Genomic DNA, 20,565 nt, shown 5'->3' on the forward strand with positions numbered 1-20,565 from the left:
GAATTGCCATGGTGGACAGCAAAAATTCGCTCGACGTTCTGGTCGCCGGCGCCGGCTATATCGGCCTGGCCGCCGCCGTGTCGCTGAAGCAGGCGCGGCCGAGCCTCGCCGTTGCCGTCGTCGACGCAGCACCCGCCGGCGTCTGGCAGAAGGACGGCCGCGCCTCGGCGATTGCAGCCGCCGCGTGCCGCATGCTCGACCAGCTCGGCGTCTGGAACGAGATCACGCCGGAGGCGCAGGCGATCACCGAAATGATCGTCACCGATTCGCGCACAACGGATCCGGTCCGTCCGGTGTTCCTCACCTTCGACGGCGAGGTCGCGCCCGGCGAACCCTTTGCGCATATGGTCGCCAACAAGGATTTGAACGGCGCCTTGCGCCGGCGCGCCGAACAGCTCGGCATCGGCATCATCGAGGGCGTCGCCGTCAGCGCCTTCGATACCAACGGCGCCGGCATCACCGTGCATCTTGCCGATGGCGCGACGCTTAAGGCGCGGCTGCTGGTCGCCGCCGACGGCGTCAACTCGAAGCTGCGCGACATGGCCGGCATCAAAACGGTGAAATGGGAGTATGGCCAGTCCGGCATCGTCTGCACGGTGGCGCATGAGCGGCCGCACAACGGCCGCGCCGAAGAGCATTTCCTTCCGGCCGGCCCCTTTGCCACGCTGCCACTCAAGCCGGGCAAGGACGGCACCAACCGTTCGTCGATCGTCTGGGTCGAACGGTCGCAGGATGCCGAAAAGCTGGTCGCGGGCGACACCCTGGTCCTGGAGTATGAGCTCGAGCATCGCTTTGGCCTCAAGCTCGGCGAAATCCATATCGCCGACAAGCCCCGCGCCTGGCCGCTCGGGCTGACCATTGCGCGCGCCTTCGTCGCGCCGCGCATCGCCTTGGCCGGCGACGCCGCCCACGGCATCCACCCGATCGCCGGCCAGGGCCTCAATCTGGGCTTCAAGGACGTGGCGGCACTTGCTGAGGTGGTGGTCGAGGCCGACCGGCTCGGCCAGGACATCGGCGCGCTCGACGTGCTTGAGCGCTACCAGCAATGGCGGCGCTTCGACACGGTGCAGATGGGCATCACCACCGATGTGCTGAACCGGCTGTTTTCCAACGATTTCGGCCCGCTGCGTACGTTGCGCGACGTCGGTCTTGGCCTTGTCGAACGCATGCCGCGGCTGAAGGGGTTCTTCATCCGCCAGGCGTCGGGTCTGTCCGGCGACACGCCGAAGCTGTTGAAGGGCGAGGCGATCTGATCCATCTCACAGACATGCCAGGATGTGTTGAGATTCAGGTCAGGCCGAGCCGGAGTCGAAGACGGGGCGCGAAGCGACCAACAGTGGCTTCCGAGAACCAGAGCGGAGCGTGCGTTTGGGTACGTGAGAATAGGAAGCGCAGGAAGCCACCCTTTGCAGGCCGGCATCACCTGAATATCAGCACACCCTAATTGACTTCAAAGCCCAGCTTCTGGCGCAGCCGGAGCATGCGCTGGTCGGAAATCTGCTGGCTTTGCACGCCGACTTCCGTGACACGGCTGACCATCTGCAGCAGATCGTTCCTTTCAGCCGCGTCGAGGCGTTCGCGCAGGAACGGTGCCAGCTTGTCGATGACGACCGTGGCGTCGTCGATTTGCGATGCCGCCCATTTGGCATAGATCACCGCTTCATCGGTCTGCTTTTTGTCGGCAATCTCCGAGATCACCGATCGAATGGCAGCTTCGCGTTGCGGCAGCACCGGACCATGTTCGGAAACGATGGCGGTGATCAGCGTCGCCGCCGCCACGACCGGATCGTCGATCGCCGTCAACGGCGAGAGCGCCGCCTGCTTGCGCAGTTTCTTGCGGCGGACATTGCCCTGGACGCGGCCAACGACGTCGGCAACCTCACGCGCCGCGTCGTTCATGGTCTTCAGCCGGTACCACCAGAACGCCGCTGCCCCCAGCAGGCCGATTGCAGCAATCAATATATGCATGCCCAAGATCCCCCAATCTCGGGCGACGATAAGAGAAGTGTTGCTTCGCTTCAACACGCAAAAGTTGCGTCAATCGAAGAAAACAAAAGCCTGCGCCAGTCGCCGGCCGCCGACATCTCTACGACCCCGGCACATTGTAGATCGCCCGCACCTCGATCGTGCCGATTTCTGCCAGCGGAATGCCGCCGGCGATCTCCAGCGCCTCGTCGACGTCCCCGGCCTCGATCATGACGAAACCGAGCAACTGCTCCTTGGTCTCGGCGAAGGGGCCGTCCGTGACCAGCCGCTTGCCTTTGCGCCGGCGCACGGTTTTCGACGTCTGCACCGATTGCAGCGCCTGCGCGATGATCAGCCGGCCGCTTTGTGCCACCGACCTGTCATAGGCCAGCGAATCGGCGTCGAGCTTGGCCAGCCTCGCAGGCGTCATTGCGTAGAGATCTTTTTCTTCACCGTAGACCAGGCAAACGTATTTCATCTTTACCTCCATTCCTGGGTTGAAGCGGCAGCCGAGGCTAGGGAAATCTCGGCCGCGCCTTTGCCCGCTGTATGATCGAGCCCCGCTGCATAATCCAGAAAGGACACCGCAATCCCGATAATGGCAATCGCCGCAAGCAGCCGGCCGAAGCCGGAAGGCGGCACGCGCGACCAGTCGGCTTGTTGTTCACCGGCCCTGTGGCTGGTGTTTGTCCAGTGAGCAGAAAATAGATTGTTCATGTGGTCCTCCATCCGGCCACCAATTCCATGGCCGCCCGCAGGACGGCCGGGACAGGGGAAAGTCGACATTTTTGCACGCGTATTTTTTTGAATTTTTTGCCCGAGCGATTTTTTGCCTGACCATGATGTGTCACGCTGCCGCCGATACGAAAGCGCGGGTGGCCTTCGCTCCAGCGCGCGCTATAGTCGACTGGATGCCGATCACGGGCTCAATCACGACAATCAAGGAGGAATTGATGGACCGCACCGCCAACGCCGTTTGGAAAGGCACTTTCAAGGAAGGCAAAGGCACGCTCGAAACCCAGAGCGGGACGCTGAAAGGTACGCCCTATTCTGCCAAGATGCGTTTTGAGGACGAGAGCGGCAAATCCGGCACCAACCCGGAAGAGCTGATCGCCGCCGCCCATGCCGGCTGCTACGCCATGCAGCTTTCGCATTTCCTCGCCGAGAACGGCACTCCGGCTGCCGAGCTCGACGCCAAGGCCGTGGTAACGCTGGTCCCCGGCACCGGCATCACCGGCAGCGCGATCACGCTGGTCGGCAAGGTGCCGGGCATCGATGCCGCCAAGTTCAAGGAACTGGCCGAAAAGGCCAAGGCCGAATGCCCAGTCTCGAAAGCGCTCGGCGCCATCAAAGTATCGCTCGACGCCAGGCTCGGGTGAGTCTGCATCGAACAGCCGGTCGATGATTGGCGACAGCATAGCGGCCATCCAATCTCCCTTGCGGGGGGCTGGCAGGATAGAGGGAAGATCGCGGCTTTATTCCAGCTTGGGTTGCTCGCCCCACGACAGTGGGAGAGGTGTCTCGGCGAAGCCGAGACGGAGAGGGGAACCGCGCTCTATGAAGCCCCCTCTCCGGCCGTTTCGCGGCCACCCCGCTTCGCGGTGGGCGAGGAACCCAGTCTTGAGAGGTCGGGGGCCTCGCCCCACGGGCTCCCATCATGCCCGGGCGTGACCCAATGTCAGTTCTTTAAGGCCGCAGCGCGCACGTCCGACGGCGTCGCGTCATAGCGCCGCCGGAACGCCCGGTTGAAATAGGAAAGGTCGTTGAAGCCGACCTCGAAGGCGATTGCAGTGATGCTGCGGCCGGCATGAGAAGGATCGCCTAGCATGCGATGCGCGCGCACTAACCGCTGGCGCAGCATGAAGTCCGACAGCGACGTGCCTTCGCTCTCGAACAGCTTTCGCACATAGCGGGCGCAGAGATGGTGGCGGGCGGCGATGTCTTCGGCGGACAGCTCGCCGTGCCCGCCATGGGCGACGATATCGGCCTTGATGGCGCGCAATCGCGCCACCCGCACGCCGCGGCCACGCGCGATTTCGGCGGCATCCCTGGTCGCCCCCATGGCAAGCGCGGCAAGGTCGAAAATGTGAGTCGCGGCCAGCTGCCAGGTTTCCGGCGTCAGCGCATCGTCTGCATCCTGGATCGACTGGACATAGTCGAGCAGCAGCCGCATCGCCCCGCTCGTGGTCGGCAACGGCTGCATAAGCACCGAAGCCGGATCGCCGATCAGCGGCGAAAGCTGCCTCAGCGAGAAGCTCATATTGACGAAGCGCATGCCGCCGGGCTGGATGAGGTTGAGGCCGACCTCTTCGCCGCTCATCATCAGCGCCCGGCCGTTGCCGATCGGTTCCTCGCGGCCGCGATGCTTCATGACGCTCGCGCCATCGAGCGCCGCCAACAGGATGAGGTCGTCGCTGTCGATCAGCGGCATCGAGTGATGCGCCCGGAATTCCGAGGAGGTGCCGGTGGCAATGCCGAGGCCGGGCAGCGCACGCACCTTCATGTCGACATGCGTCGGTGCGAGCGGATCGAGATCGACCTTGAGGACCGTGCGGCCGTAGACCTGGCGCATCACCTCGACGCGATCCTGCTCCGGAAACGCGTCCGTCATCAGCCTGAATGAGGTCGTCGCATTCATCGGCATCCCCCAGCCCGAGAGCGCGCTGATATGCGCCGAGCCCCCTGAAACGTCAATACAGGGCCGTTTAGGCCGTTTTTAGGGCCGTCTCGTCCAAGCCGGCTTGTCTCCATCGGACGTAGTTTGCAGCCCGTTTCCAAAACCGGAAATCCATCGGCAATGACCACAGGGGGTTCGATGTATCACCTGCAACTGTTCAGGACGCTGTCGGCGCTCGCCTCGGCGGGCTTTAATCCGCGCGTCTATCTCCTGTCGCTTGCGCTCGGAAAAACCGCCACCCATGATCGCGACCTAAAGCTGCCACCACGCATCGGGGAGCGTCAGCCATGAGCCTGCGATATGCCTTTTTGGCGGCGCCGATGCTGTGCCTTGGCCTTTCCGGCTGCGTCGGCCTCAATCCGATTTCCGCGGCTGTCGGCCTCGGCGGCATGGCGGCGGCAAACTCCATCGGCATGGCGCAATCGGGTGTCATCAGCCCGCAGGAGCAGGCGAAATATGCCGGCATGTCCTGTGCCGAGTTGCGGCAACAGGCCGCCGGCTACGAGGAGGCCAGGAACCATGGGCCTTCGCCGAAGAAATATGGCGGCATGGCACCGCCTGGCAAAACAGCGATCGTCAACAATGTCATAGCCACGCGGCTTGCCCATCTGCACAAGCTTATCGCGAGCAAGGGATGCTGACCGGCTCCTCACCCGCGCGCCTGGCGGTTTTTGTCACACTGGCGGGCCTGACCGGTTGCCTGGCCGTCGGCCCGGCCGATGCCGCCGGCCAAGGCAAGGGGCAGACAGCCCGTTCGCGCCAGGGCTCGATACCACCAGCACTTGTCGGCAAATGGGGTGCAAATGGGGCTTTGCAGTCGCCAGCGGCGATTATTGCACGACGCTCGGCCACTGTGCGCCGGGCAGCGGCGGCAGCATCTCCTTCACCTTCGGCGCCAACGGGCGCACGCAATATGCGCTGTTCGAATCCTCGCTGGTCGACGGCTGCGGCCAGATCCAGTCGCTGACGGTGAAGACGGGCACGACGACCGTGCACGGCTCGACGCTGGTCTTCACGCCTAAGGCCGGAACCTACAAATCCGTCAATGGCTGCCGGCCCGATCTGACCGGCACCTGGAAGTTCGGCGCCGGCGACCTGAAGCCGGTCTCGCTGAGTTGGCAGCTGAATGGCCGGCAGTTGCGGCTGGTCGATCCGGGGGGCGAGGCGAGCGGCGTCTACAGCAGGAGGTGAGGTCGCGATTCAGTGCCCCTCCCCGGTCAGCGCGTCGAGGCGGGCGCGCAATGCCGCGACCTCCTGCTCGAGGGCCTGCACGCGCATTTCCAGATCCGAGGCCGGCAAGGGCAATTGCTGGGGCGCCGCGGCAGCCGACAGCTGCACCGGCCCGCTGAGCAGTTGGACATAACGGTCCTCGCGCTGGCCCGGGCCGCGGTCGATCTGCTGCACCAGCGGCGGCCTGCGGCCGATCAGCAGATCGAGATTGCCGCGGAGCTCGTCGATCGACGGCAGCCGCGCCATGCGCTCGCTTCGTGCCAGCAATTCATAAGCCGTCTGCGGGCCGCGCAGCAGCAACAGGCCGAGCAGCGTGATCTGCGCCGAGGTCAGGGAAAAGCGCTGCGCCACGACATGCTCGTAGCGCTCGACGCGCGACGCGAACACCTGCCTGACCAGGCCCTTCTGCTCCAGCTGGCCAAGCGCCCGCCTGACCTCGGCCAGCTCGACCGACATCACCGGCTCGCGCGCCGTCTTCTGGTTGGCCGCGGCAAGTGCCGCATTGAGCGTCAGCGGATAGACGTCGGGCGTCAGCTCCTTCTTCTCGATCAGGCAGCCGAGCACACGCGCCTCGATGGGGGAGAGGATGGGAAGCTCATCGCTCATTGAAGTTCAGCCTCCCGGCGGTAAAAGTCGGTTGCAAGGACACGGTTTCGCGCCTGGCGGGCTTCATCCCGGATCACGCCGGCAAGGTTCATTTCGTGGTGACCATAGCGCGCCTCAAGATAGCGCGCGATCGCCGTCGGGATGAGACCGGTCCCCATTTCCCGCGTCTGGCTTTTGCGGTCGATCAGGCTGCGGATTTCATCGCTTGCCTGCGCTGGCATCTCGATCTGGTCGATGCACTCGCCAAGGTTCATCGGCGGTAGACCGGCGAGGCCGCGCTGCTCCATCCAGTCCAACGCGACCAGTGGTCGAATGAGATAGAACAGCTTCTTCAGCTTCACCTCGCCGGAAAAGCTGCCGATCTTGGCAACATGTGAACGCGCCAGGCCGAGATAGTGACGCGCTACTTTTGCCGGATCGACGATCTCGGCAAGCAGGTCGAGAAGGCGCCGCCGAAATCCCGTGACCTCTTCGTAGACGATTGATGATTTTGCCCATTCGACGATGACGGCATTGCCGCCGAGCCCGAGCAGCAAGGCCTTGCGCAGATCCCAGCCACCGGCATCGATCTCGCCTTCGATGGGAAATTCGATCACGTCGCGTGCCTGTTCCAACACAAGGTGATCCGATGCCGGCCTGACATAGACGAAACGGCAGTCATAGTCGCTGTCGGGAGACGGGAACCCCCAGGCGCGGCTGCCGCTTTCGATGGCGAACAGGATCGTCACGCCTTGCGTTCGCACGACATCGAGTCGCGCCCGGATCGCCGCGACGGCGTCAGATGAAAAATCGGCAGGTAGCTGCTTCATCTGCTGCTAAACCCGTCGCTCCACCATCATCTTCTTGATCTCGGCGATCGCCTTGGCCGGGTTGAGCCCTTTGGGGCAGGTCTGGGCGCAGTTCATGATCGTGTGACAGCGATAGAGCCGGAACGGGTCTTCGAGATTGTCGAGCCGCTCGCCCGTTGCCTCGTCCCTGGAATCGATCAGCCAGCGATAGGCCTGCAGCAGCGTCGCCGGGCCGAGATAGCGCTCGCCGTTCCACCAGTAGCTCGGGCAGGAGGTCGAGCAGCAGGCGCACAATATGCACTCGTAGAGCCCGTCGAGCTTTTCGCGGTCCTCATGGCTCTGCAGCCATTCCTTGGCCGGCTCGGGCGACACCGTCTTCAACCACGGCTCGATCGAGGCGTGCTGGGCGTAGAAATTGGTGAGGTCGGGCACAAGGTCCTTGACCACTTGCATGTGCGGCAGCGGGTAGACCTTGATCGCGCCGGAAATGTCGTCGCAGCCCTTGGTGCAGGCCAGCGTGTTCGACCCGTCGATGTTCATGGCGCAGGAGCCGCAAATGCCTTCGCGGCAGGAACGGCGCAGCGTCAGCGTCGGGTCGATCTTGTTCTTGATCCAGAGCAGCGCGTCGAGCACCATCGGCCCGCAATCGTCCATGTCGACGAAATACGTGTCCATGCGCGGGTTCTCGTCATCGTCCGGCGACCAACGGTAGATGCGGTATTCGCGCAGGTTGGTCGCGCCCTCCGGCTTCGGCCAGGTTTTTCCGGCCATGATCTTCGAGTTTTTCGGAAGCGTGAGTTCGACCATTACCTCAGGTCCTTTCGGATGACGAGCTTCAGCCCGGACCAGATCTCGTTTATCGCGGCGACCTTGACGTCGACGAGGTCGAGCTTCAGCGCCTCGGAACGAATAACGTCCTCGCTGACGTCGGTCGGCACTTTCGATGCCTTCTTTGGCCACGACACCCAAACCATGCCGTGCCGCTTAATCGCCGCTTCTACGTCGCCAAGACGGTCCTCGATTTCGACACGCCGCCGGGCGAAAGCATGCACGGCATCGTATTTCTCATGAACGCCTGAAATCGCTGACCAGTTGGCCAGCCGGTCGAGCTCGGCAAAGTCCACTGCTTCGGCAAGGTCGTCCAGCTCGGGCGGCAAGGCGACGAAGGCGGCAATCATCCCGTCCTTCAGGCCGAGCTTGGCCGGAAGGGGCGTGCCGGAATATCCAGCTGCCGCCAGCGCCATGATCAATACACCCTGGCCTTCGGCGCAATCTTGGCCGGGTTGATGCCGCCGTCTGCTTCCTTAAGCAGCGTCTCGGTGTGCACCGGCCGGTAGCTGAGCGCTACCTCGCCGGCCTCGTTGAGCCGGGCCAGCGTATGCTTGCGCCAGTTCGCGTCGTCGCGGGCCGAAAAGTCCTCCCGCGCGTGCGCCCCGCGGCTTTCCTTGCGCGCTTCGGCGCCATAGACGGTGGTGATGGCGTTGGCCATCAGGTTTTCCAGCTCCAGCGTCTCGACCAGGTCGGAGTTCCAGATCATCGAGCGGTCGAACACCTTGACGTCGCCGAGTTCACCCCAGATCTGCGAAATGCGCCTGCAGCCGCTTTCCAACGATTCCTGGGTGCGGAACACCGCCGCGTCCTCCTGCATCGCCTTCTGCATCTTTTCGCGCAAAACCGCTGTCGGCGTCGAACCGTTGGCGTGGCGCAGCCGGTCGAAGCGGTCCATGATCTTTTCGACCGAGGCTTCGTTGGGCGACGGGATCGCGACGTTGCGGTCGATCACCTGGCCGGCCCGGATCGCCGCCGCACGGCCGAACACCACCAGGTCGATCAGCGAATTCGAACCCAGCCGGTTGGCGCCGTGCACCGAGGCGCAGCCGGCCTCGCCGACGGCCATCAGCCCGGGCAACACCTGGTCCGGGTTCAGGGCGGTCGGGTTGAGCACCTCGCCCCAGTAATTGGTCGGCACGCCGCCCATATTGTAATGGACGGTCGGCAGCACCGGGATCGGTTCCTTGGTCAGGTCGACGCCGGCAAAGATCTTTGCCGATTCCGAAATGCCAGGCAGCCGCTCGTGCAGCACGGCCGGATCGAGATGGTCGAGATGCAGGAAGATGTGGTCCTTCTTCGGGCCGACACCACGGCCTTCGCGGATCTCCAGCGTCATGCAACGTGAGACCACGTCGCGCGAAGCAAGGTCCTTAGCCGACGGCGCATAGCGCTCCATGAAGCGCTCGCCTTCGGAATTGACGAGATAGCCGCCCTCGCCGCGCGCGCCCTCGGTGATCAGGCAGCCGGCGCCGTAGATGCCGGTCGGGTGGAACTGCACGAACTCCATGTCCTGCAGCGCCAGGCCGGCGCGTGCGGCCATGCCGCCGCCATCGCCGGTGCAGGTATGCGCCGAGGTGGCCGAGAAATAGGCGCGGCCATAGCCGCCGGTCGCCAGCACCACCATCTTGGCCGAAAAACGGTGGATGGTGCCGTCGTCGAGGTTCCAGGCGACGACGCCGGTGCAGGTGCCGTCCGGCTCCATGATCAGGTCGAGCGCGAAATACTCGATGAAGAACTGCGCATTGTGCTTCAGCGACTGGCCGTAGAGCGTGTGCAGCATGGCATGGCCGGTGCGGTCGGCGGCCGCACAGGTGCGCTGCACCGGCGGCCCCTCGCCGAAATTCATCATCATGCCGCCGAACGGGCGCTGGTAGATTTTCCCGTCCTCGGTGCGGCTGAAGGGCACACCGTAATGTTCGAGTTCGTAGACCGCCGCCGGCGCCTCGCGCACCATGTATTCCTGCGCGTCGGTATCGCCCAGCCAATCCGAGCCCTTGACCGTGTCGAAGAGATGCCACTGCCAGTTGTCGGGGCCCATATTGGCGAGCGAGGCGGCGATGCCGCCCTGAGCGGCGACCGTGTGCGAGCGCGTCGGGAACACCTTGGTGATACAGGCGGTGCGCAGGCCCTGCTCGGCCATGCCGAGCGTGGCGCGCAGGCCGGCACCGCCGGCGCCGACGACCACGACGTCGAATTTGTGGTCGACATAGCTATAGGCGGAAGCCGTATTGGCGTTCTTCGCGTCCTTGGCCAAAAATCAGCCTCCAAATGCCAGTTTAAGCAGGGCGAAGACCGAGGCGACGCCGACGACTACGGGAAAGAATGTGTTGAGCGCGAGCAACGCCAGCCTGGTGCCCTCGCCATGCACATAGTCTTCGATGATCGCCTGCATGCCGAGCCGCATGTGGTAGAGCACCGACAGCAGCACCAGCGCCAGCACCAGTGCCACGAACGGATTGGCAAGTGCGGCGCGCACCTCGAGATAGCTGGCGCCGTTGAGTGCGATCAGGAAGCCGACGAAGAACAGGACCAGCGGGATGTTGGAGATCGCCGTCAGCCGCTGGCGCCAGAAATGGCCGGTGCCCTCGCGGGCCGAACCGAGGCCGCGGACCCTGGCCAGCGGCGTGCGCATATCGGTGTTTTTGCCGGTCATGTCAGGCTCCCCCGCGCCATGTAGCCGGCGATCCAGATCAGCAGCGTCAGCGTGACCGAGCCGGCCAGCGTCGCCCAGGCGATCCTCGAGGCCGTATGCTTTTCCAGCCCGGCCCCCGTGTCCCAGATAAGATGGCGCACGCCGCCCAGCATGTGGTGCATCAGCGCCCAGCTGTAGCCGAACAGCACCAGCCGCCCGAGCCACGAGCCGAAGGCCCAGTTGACGGCATTGAAGGTCGCCTCCGAACTCGCCGCCGCCATCAGCCACAGCGCGACCAGCAGCGTGCCGAAATAGAGCGCCCCGCCGGTGATGCGGTGGACGATCGACATCGTCATGGTGATCGGCGGCCGATAGACGGTCAGATGCGGCGAAAGCGGCCGTTCACGTCTGGTAAATTCGCGGGTGGCTGGTGATTTGCTCATGGCTCCCCCAGTTCGGCGTCTCTGGAGCCTCAGGTGGAAATGCGGCATTACCGCTTCCGGTTGCGACTTCGGACAGCCGGTTTCTAATGCTCTTTTTGCACCGCGTCAAAGCCGGAAAACCGTTTTGAAAACGTAATTTAGTCTGATGAAAACGAAGGTTTCAGCTTCAATCGATTAGGGCTGTGGCCTTGAGCCGGCACAATGTCGCTGCACTGCAAAATATGGCTGCCGCGCCGGGTCGATCAGCGTGTACAGGCCACCGGTGAGGCGCCGCCCTTCATCACCAATGCGTCGCGCCCGTCGATCACAATTGCGTCATGCGCCTCGCCGTACCGGCTGGTCTGATTGGCGGGTGAGGCCGGCAGCTCGGAGCTGGTGCCGTCCGGGCCGAGCACACGCACCGACGTGCCGAGATTCTCGATGGTCATCATGCTCCCGTCGGCGCATTTGTAGGTCGCCGTGCGCGGCTGCGGTGTCGATTCGGTTGGAGTGATCGCGACAGAAGCGGCCACTGTATTCCCGAGCTTGGGCGCACTGGTCTGCGGCGTGCAGGCGGCGGCAGCCAGCAGCGAGGAGACGGCCAGCGCTATTCGAAACGTGCGGCGTAATCTCATATGCTGCTTCCCCGCGCCTCGAAACCGGCCGCGATGCCCCGGCAAGCCGCCGGATTTCATGCTTTTTGAGTCGCGCTCGATGCCGGCGATGGTGGGAACAAGCATGGCCGAATGATGGCCGGTGGCCGCTCGAATATTAACCATGTTTTCCGAGACCTCGCGGCGGCGGCGGTTGCCCTCTTAACAAAGGTTAATAAAAGGTTAATTTCTGATTCGAGGAGGCTTGCCTCTCAGCAATGGAGCAGCTCGCCATGCATTCGAATTCAGCAAGATCGTGCCTTCGTGGGTTCCTATTGGCGGCGCTCGCCGTCGGCATCGCCGCACCGGCATTCGCCGGAACGCGCCACCACGACCGCGTCTATGCCGATTCCTTCGGCAACCTAGTCATCGAAAGCGCCGCTGGCTACAAGCGCATCCTCGTCGGCGAGGGCAAGCTGGCCAAGGAATTGTCCGACTACACCAGCGCCGGCCAGCCCGAGGTGATCTATGAAAACGACTCGGATGAGGTCCGAAACGGCGACTGCTACAGGCCGCCGGTTTTCGTGAAGGGCCGCAGCTATATGTACGGCCTCTCCGACGGCGAGATGCCGGAGCTCAGCCCGTGCCGCTGACGGCCGCGCTGCCGTTTGTCGCCGGCGCCGGCTGGGCAGCAGCCGGCCCGGCCGAGACACGCACGCAATCGCGGCCGCTGCCCTTCGCCTGATAGAGCGCTTTGTCGGCGCGCCGCAGCAGGTCGGAAAAGCTTTCGCCCGGACCAAGCTCGGCAATGCCGAAGCTGGCGCTGCAGCGATGATCCGCCGGCAGGCAGTCGATGGGCGTGGCACCGAAGGCGGTACGCGTGCCCTCGGCAAAGAGCCGGGCGGCGGCTAGATTGGTCCCCGGCAGGAAAATAGCGAATTCCTCGCCGCCGATCCGGCCGGCGACATGATGGTCGGCCGCGGCATCGCGGAGAAAACCGGCAAAGGTCTCGATGACCCGATCGCCGGACGCGTGGCCGTACGTATCGTTGATGCGCTTGAAATGGTCGAGATCGGCAATGACCAGTGCCGCCGAGACAGCCCGCCGCATGGCGTCGCGCAGTGCGATCTCGGCATGGCGCTCGAAGCCGCCACGGTTGAGCAGCCGTGAAAGCGTATCGGTTTCCGATTTCGACGTCGCCTCGGCGAGCACGTCGCGGACCAGGATAGCCAACGTCACCAGCGCAAGCGCCAGGCCGAACACGGTGCCGATAGACTGCGACACCAACGCGTAGCTGGTCTGCGCATAAGATTGCGGGTTGGCGCCCCAGCCGCCAAGCGTATGGGCGATGAAGGGTTTGCTGGCGAACTGCAAGGTGCTGGCTGCCAGGACAGCCATCAGCATATAGTCGAGCCGCTCGCGTCTTTGCCTGGACGACAAGACGATCGTCAGCCCGGTGAATTGCATGGCCGCATAGGGAAACTGGTAGGCCGCCATGCGCACAAAGGATTGACGTTGCAGGTCCTGTACGACGTAGACCGCCACGGTGGCGAAGACCAGGAAGAAGAGCATCGGCGGCCAAGGGCGCGAAACGCCGTATTTATGGGCAAGCCCGCCATTGAAGGCGACGGTAGCGCCAAGGAAAGCGGCAAAGGCTGCAACAACCAGCGGTCGTGCATTGTCGAAGGCAGGGATGCTGAATTCGATGGCGAAATAGGCCATGCCCAGTACATAGCCGAACGCAAGCCAGCGCGCCGACACCCGTCCTGCGCCATAGACGGCGATCGTCATGAAGGCCGCCGCCAGCAGCCCGGCAACGAACAGGTTGATCACCAGGATGAAATTGGCGCTGCCCATTGCGTTTTTGGCACTCCCCGCCGAACAGCAAACCACCGAGGCGCGAAAAAGACGTTAATTCGAGGCCGCCGCTGACGCTCAGCCGGCACTGGTCCGATCGGGAAAGAACACCGTTTCAGGCCGCTGATAGGACAGGCACACGCTGTCGCGGCCATTTCTCTTGGCTTTGTAGAGCGCTTCGTCGGCACGGCGCATCAGCGGGTCCAGCCCTTCGTCGCCCGTACGGGCGGCCACGCCGAAGCTCGCGGTCACTCTTGTGTCGGGCGGAAGCCCGTCGATTCTGCCCGCCGAATAGAGCGTGCGAATGGCTTCGGCAAACAGTCTTGCCGCGCCAAGGTCACTGAGCGGCAAGAGCACGGCGAACTCCTCGCCGCCGATGCGGCCGGCAACGCCGCGCGTGCCTGCAGCCGATAGAAGCTTGGCGGCGAAGTCGGCGATGACGCGATCCCCGGCCGCGTGGCCATGCTGATCATTGAGCGCCTTGAAATGATCGAGATCGGCCAACACCAGCGCAACCGGCAATCGCGCCGTGGCACAGTGCTGCAGGACAAGCATGGCGCGCTCCTCGAAGCCACGGCGGTTGAGCAGGCCCGACAGCGGGTCCGTCAGGGTTTCGGTCTTCAGGGCCTTCATCACATCGAGCGCGGCGGCGCCGAACAGGCAAAGCGCGATAAGCAGCGACAGCAGCGCATGCGACAGCAGTGCCGTCGTCCAATAGGACGAGGAGTAAAGCCCTTCATAGCTGGCAAATGGACCATGCGCGATGACGACGGCAAGGGTCCGCACCAGGAAGTTCAGGCCGGAAAGCAGCGACAGCACGAACAGGATCATTTCCGTCGGGCCGTTGTTGCGCACCACGCGCAGCTCGGCGGCGACAACCAGGCTGATGCCGCCGAAGCTGAAATTGATGGCAAGGATCCGCCAGGTGATATCCGGCCGGGCAAAGAGAAACCATGAGACCGCGGCAAGGCCGCCGGCCGCCAGAATGCCGATCGCTGGATACGGCACGCGCCGCCCGTAGCGCGCGATGACCGCGCCGGCGAGACAGCAGGTCGCGAAGGTGAAGCATAGGATGGACATGAGCTTGGTCGGCGCCATACCGACCGGCAGCGTGAAATACTGGAGCAGGAAGCCTGCGGCCGAGGCCGAGTAGCCCGCCGCCAGCACGATCAGATAGGGACGGTGGCGCTGATAGAACCACAGCACGAGAAATGCCGCGCCGAGTGTGAGGGCGATGCCTGGATTGAGCAGCGCTATGAGCAGGCCGGTGTCCAAGCGCTGTAAGTTCCCCTCGCTTCCCCTGAGGAGACATTAGAGCGGAAGCCCAAACAAGCGGTTAAGCGAAGGCGAATATACGACGGATTCATCGGTGAAGCTGCTGGACGGAACCGGGAACGGCGGGCGGCGTTTCACGACGGCAACCAGGAGACGCTCCGATGGCCGACACGATCATGCTGACGGATCACGATGCAATTCGCTCATGGGCCGCGGCGCGCGCCGGCTTTCCGGCGATCGTCGACGTGTCGCCTGAAGCCGGAACCCAGGCCATGCTGAGGCTGGTCTTCGGCCAGCACGCCTACCAGGATCAGGACGAGGCCGAACGCCCGATCAATGCCGGCGGCTATGAACTGGTCGAATGGGACGAATGGTTCAAGCTCTTCGACGAGCGCCAACTGGCGCTGGTCGTCGCAAAGGACCAACCCGGCCGCCGTGAGGGATTCCACGAATTCGTCAGGCGCCCCAGCTGAAGAAATGCCCGAACCGCACTGCGGCTCGGGCAACTCATATCCGACTGCGTGCCCTGCGCTATTTCCACTCGCGGATATCGACGAAATGGCCGGCGATCGCTGCTGCTGCCGCCATTGCCGGCGACACCAGATGGGTGCGGCCCTTGAAGCCTTGGCGGCCCTCGAAATTGCGGTTCGAGGTCGAGGCGCAGCGCTCATGCGGCTTCAGCCGGTCGTCGTTCATGGCAAGGCACATCGAGCAGCCCGGCTCGCGCCAGTCGAAACCGGCGGCGACAAAGATCTTGTCGAGACCTTCGGCCTCGGCCTGTTCCTTGACCAGGCCGGAGCCCGGCACGATCATCGCACTGACCCGCGGATTGACCTTTTTGCCCTCGATCACCTTGGCGGCGGCGCGCAGATCCTCGATGCGGCCATTGGTGCAGGAGCCGATGAAGACGCGATCGAGTTCGATATCGGTGATCTTGGTGCCCGGCGTCAGGCCCATATAGTCGAGCGCGCGTTGCTTGGAGGTGCGCTTGTTCTCATCAGTGATGTCGTCCGGGTTCGGCACGATGCCCTGGACCGAAACGACGTCCTCGGGCGAGGAGCCCCAGGAGACGATCGGCGGCAGCTTTGCCGCGTCGAGCACGACCACCTTGTCGAAATGCGCGCCTTCGTCGGACTGCAGCGTCTTCCAATAGGCGAGCGCGGCATCCCAGGCTTCGCCCTTGGGGGCGCGCGGCTTGTCCTTGACATAGGCGAAGGTGGTCTCGTCGGGCGCGATCAGGCCGGCGCGGGCGCCGGCTTCGATCGACATGTTGCAGATCGTCATGCGGCCTTCCATCGACAGCGCACGGATCGCTTCGCCGGCATATTCGATGACATAGCCGGTGCCGCCGGCCGTGCCGATTTCGCCGATGATGGCAAGGATGATGTCCTTGGCGGTGACGCCTTCCGGCAGCGCGCCGTCGACACGCACCAGCATGTTCTTTGCCTTGCGCTGGATCAGCGTCTGCGTCGCCAGCACATGCTCGACTTCCGAGGTGCCGATGCCATGCGCCAGCGCGCCGAACGCGCCATGCGTCGAGGTGTGGCTGTCGCCGCAGACGATGGTCATGCCGGGCAGCGTAAAGCCTTGCTCCGGCCCGATGATGTGGACGATGCCCTGGCGGATGTCCTTCTCGGAATAGTATTCGATACCGAAATCCTTGGCGTTTTTGGCGAGCGCCTCGACCTGGATGCGGCTTTCCTCGTTCTTGATTCCAAACTTGCGTTCCGGCGAGGTCGACACATTGTGATCGACCACGGCCAGCGTCTTTTCCGGATGCCGAACCTTGCGGCCGGTCATGCGCAGGCCTTCGAAAGCCTGCGGGCTGGTGACTTCGTGGACGAGGTGGCGGTCGATGTAGAGCAGGCAGGTGCCGTCGTCCTGGCGGTCGACCACATGGTCGTCGAAAATCTTGTCGTAGAGGGTGCGCGGTGCGCTCATTTGCGTAAATCCGTCGATTTAAAAAAAGGAAAAGGACGCCGGTCGGCCCGGCGAGTCTGCCTTAGCTAAGTCGGCTGGTCAGCGCCCCGCAGACGCGCGCCGAAAATCGCGACGGCAGGCGTTTTCTGTCCTGCAGCACGAAACCCTTATAGGCCGGATCGCCAAAAAGCTCTTCCATGGCGCTGCTCTTATCAATGTTTTGGCTTTTCAGCAATCGTGGCGGCCTTCGCAGGCGCTTCACAGCACCTCGAACACAAACGTCTTCACCAGCGCGTCGGGCTCGGCGATCGCATAGCAGCGGAACCATGGGCTCTCCTCGACCGGCCGCCATTTTTTCGCCTGCTCCAGTTCGTCAAACACGGCTTGAAACCCGCCGCTTTCAAATACCTGGTCACGGACGGTGAAGATGGCGTGGCCGCCCTTCCTGGTGATGCGTACCAGTTCACGCAGGCCGGACGCCGGCGCGTGGCTGATGGTGAACACGCCGGTCGAGAAGAAGGCGCGAAAATACCCGTCCGCCCAGGGCAATGGCCCGCCGAGCATCGCCTGTTTCAGCTCGCTGTAGGCCTGCCGGCTGCCGGCGATTTTCAGCATGTCCTGCGACAGGTCGAGCCCGGCAATATGGTGGTAGCCGAGTGCCTTCAGGGACGGCCCCGACAGGCCGGTGCCGCAGCCGGCGTCCAGCAGCGGCCCTTCGCCTGACGGCACGTGGCGCGCCACCCAGGCGGCGATCAGGAACGGCAGGAGATAGCCGAGCGCCGCGGTTTCGCTGTCATAGGTCGCAGCCCATTGCGCATAGGCTTTGGCGAGCGCCTCAGGCGTGTCGGCCGTGTAGACTGCTTCCAGCGCCGCATTGGCTTTGTCGATGATCATGGTTCTCCCCGGTCGCATTCGTTCGATGGTAGCGCCGTTTTCGCCTGCCTTCTATTCCCCATGCTGGTGCCGCAGCCGCTTCTCCAGCGCCCGCAACGCCAGCGACAGACCGACGGTCAGGATGAGATAGATATAGGCGACGATCGAATAGGTTTCGAAGAAGCGGAACGAACCGGCGGCGTAGATCTTGCCCATCTGGGTGATGTCGGCGACGCCGAGCACCGAGACCAGCGAGGAATCCTTGACCATGGCGACGAAATCATTGCCGAGCGGCGGCAGGATGGTGCGGATCGCCTGCGGAAAGACGATCAGCCGGAAGCGCTGCGTGCGCGTCAGCCCGAGCGCCTTCGCCGCCTCGATCTGACCCTTCTCGACCGCCTGGATGCCGGCGCGGAAGACCTCCGAGATGAAAGCGGAATAGCCGATGGTCAGCGCCATGATGGCGCGCCATAGCAGCGACACGTCGCGTACCAGCAGCTCACCGAACAGGCCGGCGCTTTGCAGCGGCGCCGTCAGCGCGTTCCATGCCGCGACGAAGGCCGGCGCGCCAGCAAAGGCGATCCAGAACAACAGCACTAGGATCGGCACGCCGCGGATGATCTCGACGTAGAAGCGGGCGATCTGGCTGAGCCAGCGTGAGCCCGACAGCCCCATCAGCGCCACGCCAAGCCCGATGGCGCAAGCCAGCGTGAAGGCGACCACGGTGACGAAGATGGTGACGCCGATGCCCTTGGCGACGGTCGCGAACACCTGGGCATAGAGGTCGCTGGCGGCGATGAAGATGGCGGCGGCCAAGGCGATCGTCACTGCCACGGCAAGCCACCACGGGAAGTCGGATTTGGCGGAGGCTGGGGGCGCCGGCGGCATCAAGCAATACCGGTGACAGAGTCGCCCAGAGTCAGCACGAGTTCCCGCGCATCACCCGGCACCCGCGACAAAAGTCCTACTGCCCCATCTTGTAGTCGAGGAACCACTTCTTGTTGAGCGCGTCGAGCGTGCCGTCGGCCTTGAGCGCGGCGATTGCCGCGTTGACCGGCTTCACCAGGTCGGAGCCCTTGGGGAAAATGAAGCCGAAATCCTCGGTGCCGAGTGGGCCGCCGATCAGCTTAAGGCCGCCATTGGACGCATCGACATAGCCCTTGCCGGCAGTGCCGTCGGTGAGCACGACGTCGACGTCGCCGGACTTCAGCGCCTGCACCGTCGCGCCGAATGTCTCGAACAGCTTGATGCGCGGATTCTGTTCATTGCCGTCGAGGACGCTGTAGACCGCGGTGTAGAACGGCGTGGTACCGGCCTGCGCGCCGATCAGCCCGTCCTTGAAGGCAGCGAACGTCTTGGCATCGCTGAAGCGCTTCTCGTCGCCGCGCACCAGCATGAACTGTTCCGAGCGCATATACGGGTCGGAGAAATCGACCTTCTGCTTGCGGTCGTCCTTGATGGTGATGCCGGTCATGCCAATGTTGTACTGGTTGTCGGAAACCGCCTGGATCATCGCGTCCCAGGAAGTATTCTGGTACTCGACCTTGAAATTCAGCCGCTTGGCGATCTCGTTCATCGCGTCATATTCCCAGCCGATCTGCTTGCCGGTCTTGGCATCGATGAACTGCAGCGGCGGATAGGCGTTTTCCGTCACCACCACCACTTTCTTGCCGCCGAGGTCGGGCAACACCTGCGCCATAGCCGCGACAGGCACAAGAAGGCAAGCCAGCAGGCCGGCCAGCAGCAGTTTCGAATTGATCATGACTATGCTCCCCAGGAACTGAACCGCCTCGATCGGCCGAGGCATGCAGGAAAATCCGGCGCCGACTTTAGCTTTCCGCAGGCGCCTTGCAAGCCGCTCCGATGCGCCGCTCGGCACGAAAATGGATTTCCGATGCTTTCAACGACGGCATTACGGAACGATCCGTATCGATTGCGGGACTGGCAAAATCGAATCCACCTCGCGAAACAAAAAGGCGGCCGAAGCCGCCTTTCCGAAAACATGGGTTTTGAAGACGCCTTATTCGGCGGCAGCTGTTTCCGCGGCCTTGGCTGCCTCGTCGGCGGCCTTCTTCTCGGCGGCGTCCTGCGCTGCCTTCTCGGCGGCCAGCGCCTGGGCGGCGGCCACCTTCTCGGCCTCGATGCGCGCCTTCTCGGCGTTCAGCGCATCGCGCTCTTCGTCGTTCAGCTTGCGGGCGCGCACGCCGGTGTTTTCCGAAATACGGGCCGATTTGCCGCGACGATCGCGCAGGTAATACAGCTTGGCGCGACGCACCTTGCCGCGGCGCACGATCTCGACGCCCTCGACCATCGGCGAATAGACCGGGAACACACGCTCCACGCCTTCGCCGTAGGAGATCTTGCGAACGGTGAAGCTCTCCTGGAAACCGGCGCCGGCGCGGGCGATGACGACGCCCTCATAGGCCTGGACACGGGTGCGGGTGCCTTCGGTCACGCGGACCTGGACGCGCACGGTGTCGCCGGGCTGGAATTCGGGAAGCTTGCGCTTGGCTTCGATCTTGGCGGCCTGCTCGGCCTCGAGCTGACGGAGGATATCCATCTCATAAATCCACTTCTTGTTCTTCCGACAGTCAGAGCGTCCGACACTCGCCTTGCAGTCGCATCGACCGCTCGGCTATGCCCTTCGTTCGAGAACGTCTGTTCGAGAACATCGGGCAGGGGCGACTACACCGTCATTGTTGACGGGCCAGAAGATCGCTCTTGGCAGATTTTCTTCCGGTTCGGCGCGCACATACAGCTATTTCGGCGCTTTGTCACGCCTTCGCTGTTTCTTTTTTGGCGCTGCTTCTTTTGACTGGCGCCCGCTGTGGCAATCCCATGATCGCTTGTGGTCCAGGGGGTTGCGCCCGCGCGTCAAGCTTTCTAAGCCGGAAGA

Annotated in this window: 26 protein-coding genes; 7 read left to right on the forward strand and 19 right to left on the reverse strand. The window is 63.6% G+C overall.

Translation table 11 applies throughout. From position 1 onward, the window contains the following. Positions 1 to 8: 8 nt before the first annotated feature. Entirely contained in the window at positions 9 to 1,253 is a 1,245-nt protein-coding gene (locus NKH89_RS24200; RefSeq protein WP_352910409.1) for a ubiquinone biosynthesis hydroxylase, read from the forward strand. Between the two features lie 187 nt (positions 1,254 to 1,440). Here the strand turns inward: NKH89_RS24200 and NKH89_RS24205 are convergent, their stop codons facing one another. The 3 genes from NKH89_RS24205 to NKH89_RS24215 form a co-directional block, all read right to left on the reverse strand. Next, positions 1,441 to 1,968 (reverse strand): hypothetical protein, encoded by a 528-nt coding sequence (locus NKH89_RS24205; protein ID WP_352481029.1) that lies wholly within the window; start codon positions 1,966 to 1,968, stop codon positions 1,441 to 1,443. Between the two features lie 118 nt (positions 1,969 to 2,086). Beyond that, a complete protein-coding gene (locus tag NKH89_RS24210) occupies positions 2,087 to 2,443 on the reverse strand; it encodes a YciI family protein (protein ID WP_031195230.1) in 357 nt (118 codons plus the stop codon). A 2-nt stretch (positions 2,444 to 2,445) separates the two neighbouring features. Then, positions 2,446 to 2,682: a hypothetical protein gene (locus tag NKH89_RS24215; protein ID WP_352481030.1), complete on the reverse strand. Its 237-nt coding sequence runs from the start codon at positions 2,680 to 2,682 to the stop codon at positions 2,446 to 2,448. A gap of 236 nt (positions 2,683 to 2,918) precedes the next feature. On the opposite strand from NKH89_RS24215, the gene NKH89_RS24220 reads away from it, so the two are divergent. Next, positions 2,919 to 3,344 (forward strand): OsmC family protein, encoded by a 426-nt coding sequence (locus NKH89_RS24220; RefSeq protein ID WP_031195232.1) that lies wholly within the window; start codon positions 2,919 to 2,921, stop codon positions 3,342 to 3,344. Between the two features lie 299 nt (positions 3,345 to 3,643). Here the strand turns inward: NKH89_RS24220 and NKH89_RS24225 are convergent, their stop codons facing one another. Further along, positions 3,644 to 4,603, reverse strand: a complete 960-nt coding sequence (locus tag NKH89_RS24225) for a helix-turn-helix transcriptional regulator (protein ID WP_352481031.1) — start codon at positions 4,601 to 4,603, stop codon at positions 3,644 to 3,646. 159 nt (positions 4,604 to 4,762) lie between these two features. On the opposite strand from NKH89_RS24225, the gene NKH89_RS24230 reads away from it, so the two are divergent. From NKH89_RS24230 to NKH89_RS24240, 3 genes are all read left to right on the forward strand, one after another. Beyond that, the gene (locus NKH89_RS24230) at positions 4,763 to 4,933 is read left to right on the forward strand and encodes a hypothetical protein (protein ID WP_352481032.1); all 171 of its coding nucleotides are present in this window, start codon (positions 4,763 to 4,765) and stop codon (positions 4,931 to 4,933) included. After that, positions 4,930 to 5,283 (forward strand): hypothetical protein, encoded by a 354-nt coding sequence (locus tag NKH89_RS24235; protein ID WP_352481033.1) that lies wholly within the window; start codon positions 4,930 to 4,932, stop codon positions 5,281 to 5,283. Before NKH89_RS24230 ends, NKH89_RS24235 begins: the two co-directional genes overlap by 4 nt. A 151-nt stretch (positions 5,284 to 5,434) precedes the next feature. After that, positions 5,435 to 5,833, forward strand: a complete 399-nt coding sequence (locus NKH89_RS24240; protein ID WP_352910331.1) for a hypothetical protein — start codon at positions 5,435 to 5,437, stop codon at positions 5,831 to 5,833. A 9-nt stretch (positions 5,834 to 5,842) separates the two neighbouring features. Here NKH89_RS24240 and NKH89_RS24245 read toward each other — a convergent pair whose 3' ends face one another. From NKH89_RS24245 to NKH89_RS24280, 8 genes are all read right to left on the reverse strand, one after another. Continuing rightward, positions 5,843 to 6,478, reverse strand: a complete 636-nt coding sequence (locus tag NKH89_RS24245; protein ID WP_352481035.1) for a YceH family protein — start codon at positions 6,476 to 6,478, stop codon at positions 5,843 to 5,845. Continuing rightward, entirely contained in the window at positions 6,475 to 7,287 is an 813-nt protein-coding gene (locus NKH89_RS24250) for a nucleotidyltransferase domain-containing protein (RefSeq protein ID WP_023722698.1), read from the reverse strand. Before NKH89_RS24250 ends, NKH89_RS24245 begins: the two co-directional genes overlap by 4 nt. A 6-nt stretch (positions 7,288 to 7,293) precedes the next feature. Next, a complete protein-coding gene (locus tag NKH89_RS24255) occupies positions 7,294 to 8,073 on the reverse strand; it encodes a succinate dehydrogenase iron-sulfur subunit (protein ID WP_023722699.1) in 780 nt (259 codons plus the stop codon). Continuing rightward, entirely contained in the window at positions 8,073 to 8,510 is a 438-nt protein-coding gene (locus tag NKH89_RS24260) for a DUF3052 family protein (RefSeq protein WP_352481036.1), read from the reverse strand. Before NKH89_RS24260 ends, NKH89_RS24255 begins: the two co-directional genes overlap by 1 nt. Before the next feature lie 2 nt (positions 8,511 to 8,512). After that, entirely contained in the window at positions 8,513 to 10,351 is a 1,839-nt protein-coding gene (sdhA, locus tag NKH89_RS24265; RefSeq protein ID WP_352481037.1) for a succinate dehydrogenase flavoprotein subunit, read from the reverse strand. Between the two features lie 3 nt (positions 10,352 to 10,354). Beyond that, complete coding sequence (sdhD, locus tag NKH89_RS24270; protein ID WP_352481038.1) at positions 10,355 to 10,750, reverse strand: succinate dehydrogenase, hydrophobic membrane anchor protein; 396 nt, start codon at positions 10,748 to 10,750, stop codon at positions 10,355 to 10,357. Continuing rightward, positions 10,747 to 11,172 (reverse strand): succinate dehydrogenase, cytochrome b556 subunit, encoded by a 426-nt coding sequence (gene sdhC, locus NKH89_RS24275; protein ID WP_023722703.1) that lies wholly within the window; start codon positions 11,170 to 11,172, stop codon positions 10,747 to 10,749. Before sdhC ends, sdhD begins: the two co-directional genes overlap by 4 nt. 242 nt (positions 11,173 to 11,414) lie before the next feature. Further along, on the reverse strand, positions 11,415 to 11,786 hold the full coding sequence (locus NKH89_RS24280; RefSeq protein ID WP_352481039.1) for a hypothetical protein: 372 nt from the start codon (positions 11,784 to 11,786) through the stop codon (positions 11,415 to 11,417). A gap of 251 nt (positions 11,787 to 12,037) precedes the next feature. Here NKH89_RS24280 and NKH89_RS24285 point away from each other — a divergent pair, with 251 nt between their 5' ends. Next, positions 12,038 to 12,397, forward strand: a complete 360-nt coding sequence (locus tag NKH89_RS24285; RefSeq protein WP_031195239.1) for a hypothetical protein — start codon at positions 12,038 to 12,040, stop codon at positions 12,395 to 12,397. Here NKH89_RS24285 and NKH89_RS24290 read toward each other — a convergent pair. Together NKH89_RS24290 and NKH89_RS24295 are read right to left on the reverse strand one after the other, a co-directional pair. After that, positions 12,381 to 13,601, reverse strand: coding sequence for a GGDEF domain-containing protein (locus NKH89_RS24290; RefSeq protein ID WP_352588038.1), 1,221 nt, complete (start codon positions 13,599 to 13,601; stop codon positions 12,381 to 12,383). The two genes, NKH89_RS24285 and NKH89_RS24290, sit on opposite strands and share 17 nt — an antisense overlap. 78 nt (positions 13,602 to 13,679) lie before the next feature. Then, positions 13,680 to 14,876 carry a GGDEF domain-containing protein gene (locus NKH89_RS24295; RefSeq protein WP_352494059.1) on the reverse strand — a complete coding sequence of 399 codons (1,197 nt, stop codon included), beginning with the start codon at positions 14,874 to 14,876 and terminating at the stop codon, positions 13,680 to 13,682. 161 nt (positions 14,877 to 15,037) lie between these two features. Between NKH89_RS24295 and NKH89_RS24300 the strand changes: the two genes are divergently transcribed. Beyond that, positions 15,038 to 15,349 carry a hypothetical protein gene (locus NKH89_RS24300; protein WP_023722708.1) on the forward strand — a complete coding sequence of 104 codons (312 nt, stop codon included), beginning with the start codon at positions 15,038 to 15,040 and terminating at the stop codon, positions 15,347 to 15,349. Between the two features lie 58 nt (positions 15,350 to 15,407). Here NKH89_RS24300 and leuC read toward each other — a convergent pair whose 3' ends face one another. The 5 genes from leuC to rplS form a co-directional block, all read right to left on the reverse strand. Continuing rightward, entirely contained in the window at positions 15,408 to 16,817 is a 1,410-nt protein-coding gene (leuC, locus tag NKH89_RS24305; protein WP_023722709.1) for a 3-isopropylmalate dehydratase large subunit, read from the reverse strand. A 237-nt stretch (positions 16,818 to 17,054) separates the two neighbouring features. Next, positions 17,055 to 17,690: a class I SAM-dependent DNA methyltransferase gene (locus NKH89_RS24310; protein ID WP_023722711.1), complete on the reverse strand. Its 636-nt coding sequence runs from the start codon at positions 17,688 to 17,690 to the stop codon at positions 17,055 to 17,057. Positions 17,691 to 17,741: 51 nt separating this feature from the next. Continuing rightward, positions 17,742 to 18,557 (reverse strand): amino acid ABC transporter permease, encoded by an 816-nt coding sequence (locus NKH89_RS24315; protein ID WP_023722712.1) that lies wholly within the window; start codon positions 18,555 to 18,557, stop codon positions 17,742 to 17,744. Between the two features lie 76 nt (positions 18,558 to 18,633). After that, positions 18,634 to 19,431 carry a transporter substrate-binding domain-containing protein gene (locus tag NKH89_RS24320; RefSeq protein WP_031195240.1) on the reverse strand — a complete coding sequence of 266 codons (798 nt, stop codon included), beginning with the start codon at positions 19,429 to 19,431 and terminating at the stop codon, positions 18,634 to 18,636. A 258-nt stretch (positions 19,432 to 19,689) separates the two neighbouring features. Continuing rightward, positions 19,690 to 20,229: a 50S ribosomal protein L19 gene (rplS, locus tag NKH89_RS24325; protein WP_023722714.1), complete on the reverse strand. Its 540-nt coding sequence runs from the start codon at positions 20,227 to 20,229 to the stop codon at positions 19,690 to 19,692. Positions 20,230 to 20,565 lie beyond the last annotated feature (336 nt).

Origin of the sequence: Mesorhizobium sp. M0923, assembly GCF_040319365.1 — a bacterium.
Taxonomy (GTDB): domain Bacteria; phylum Pseudomonadota; class Alphaproteobacteria; order Rhizobiales; family Rhizobiaceae; genus Mesorhizobium.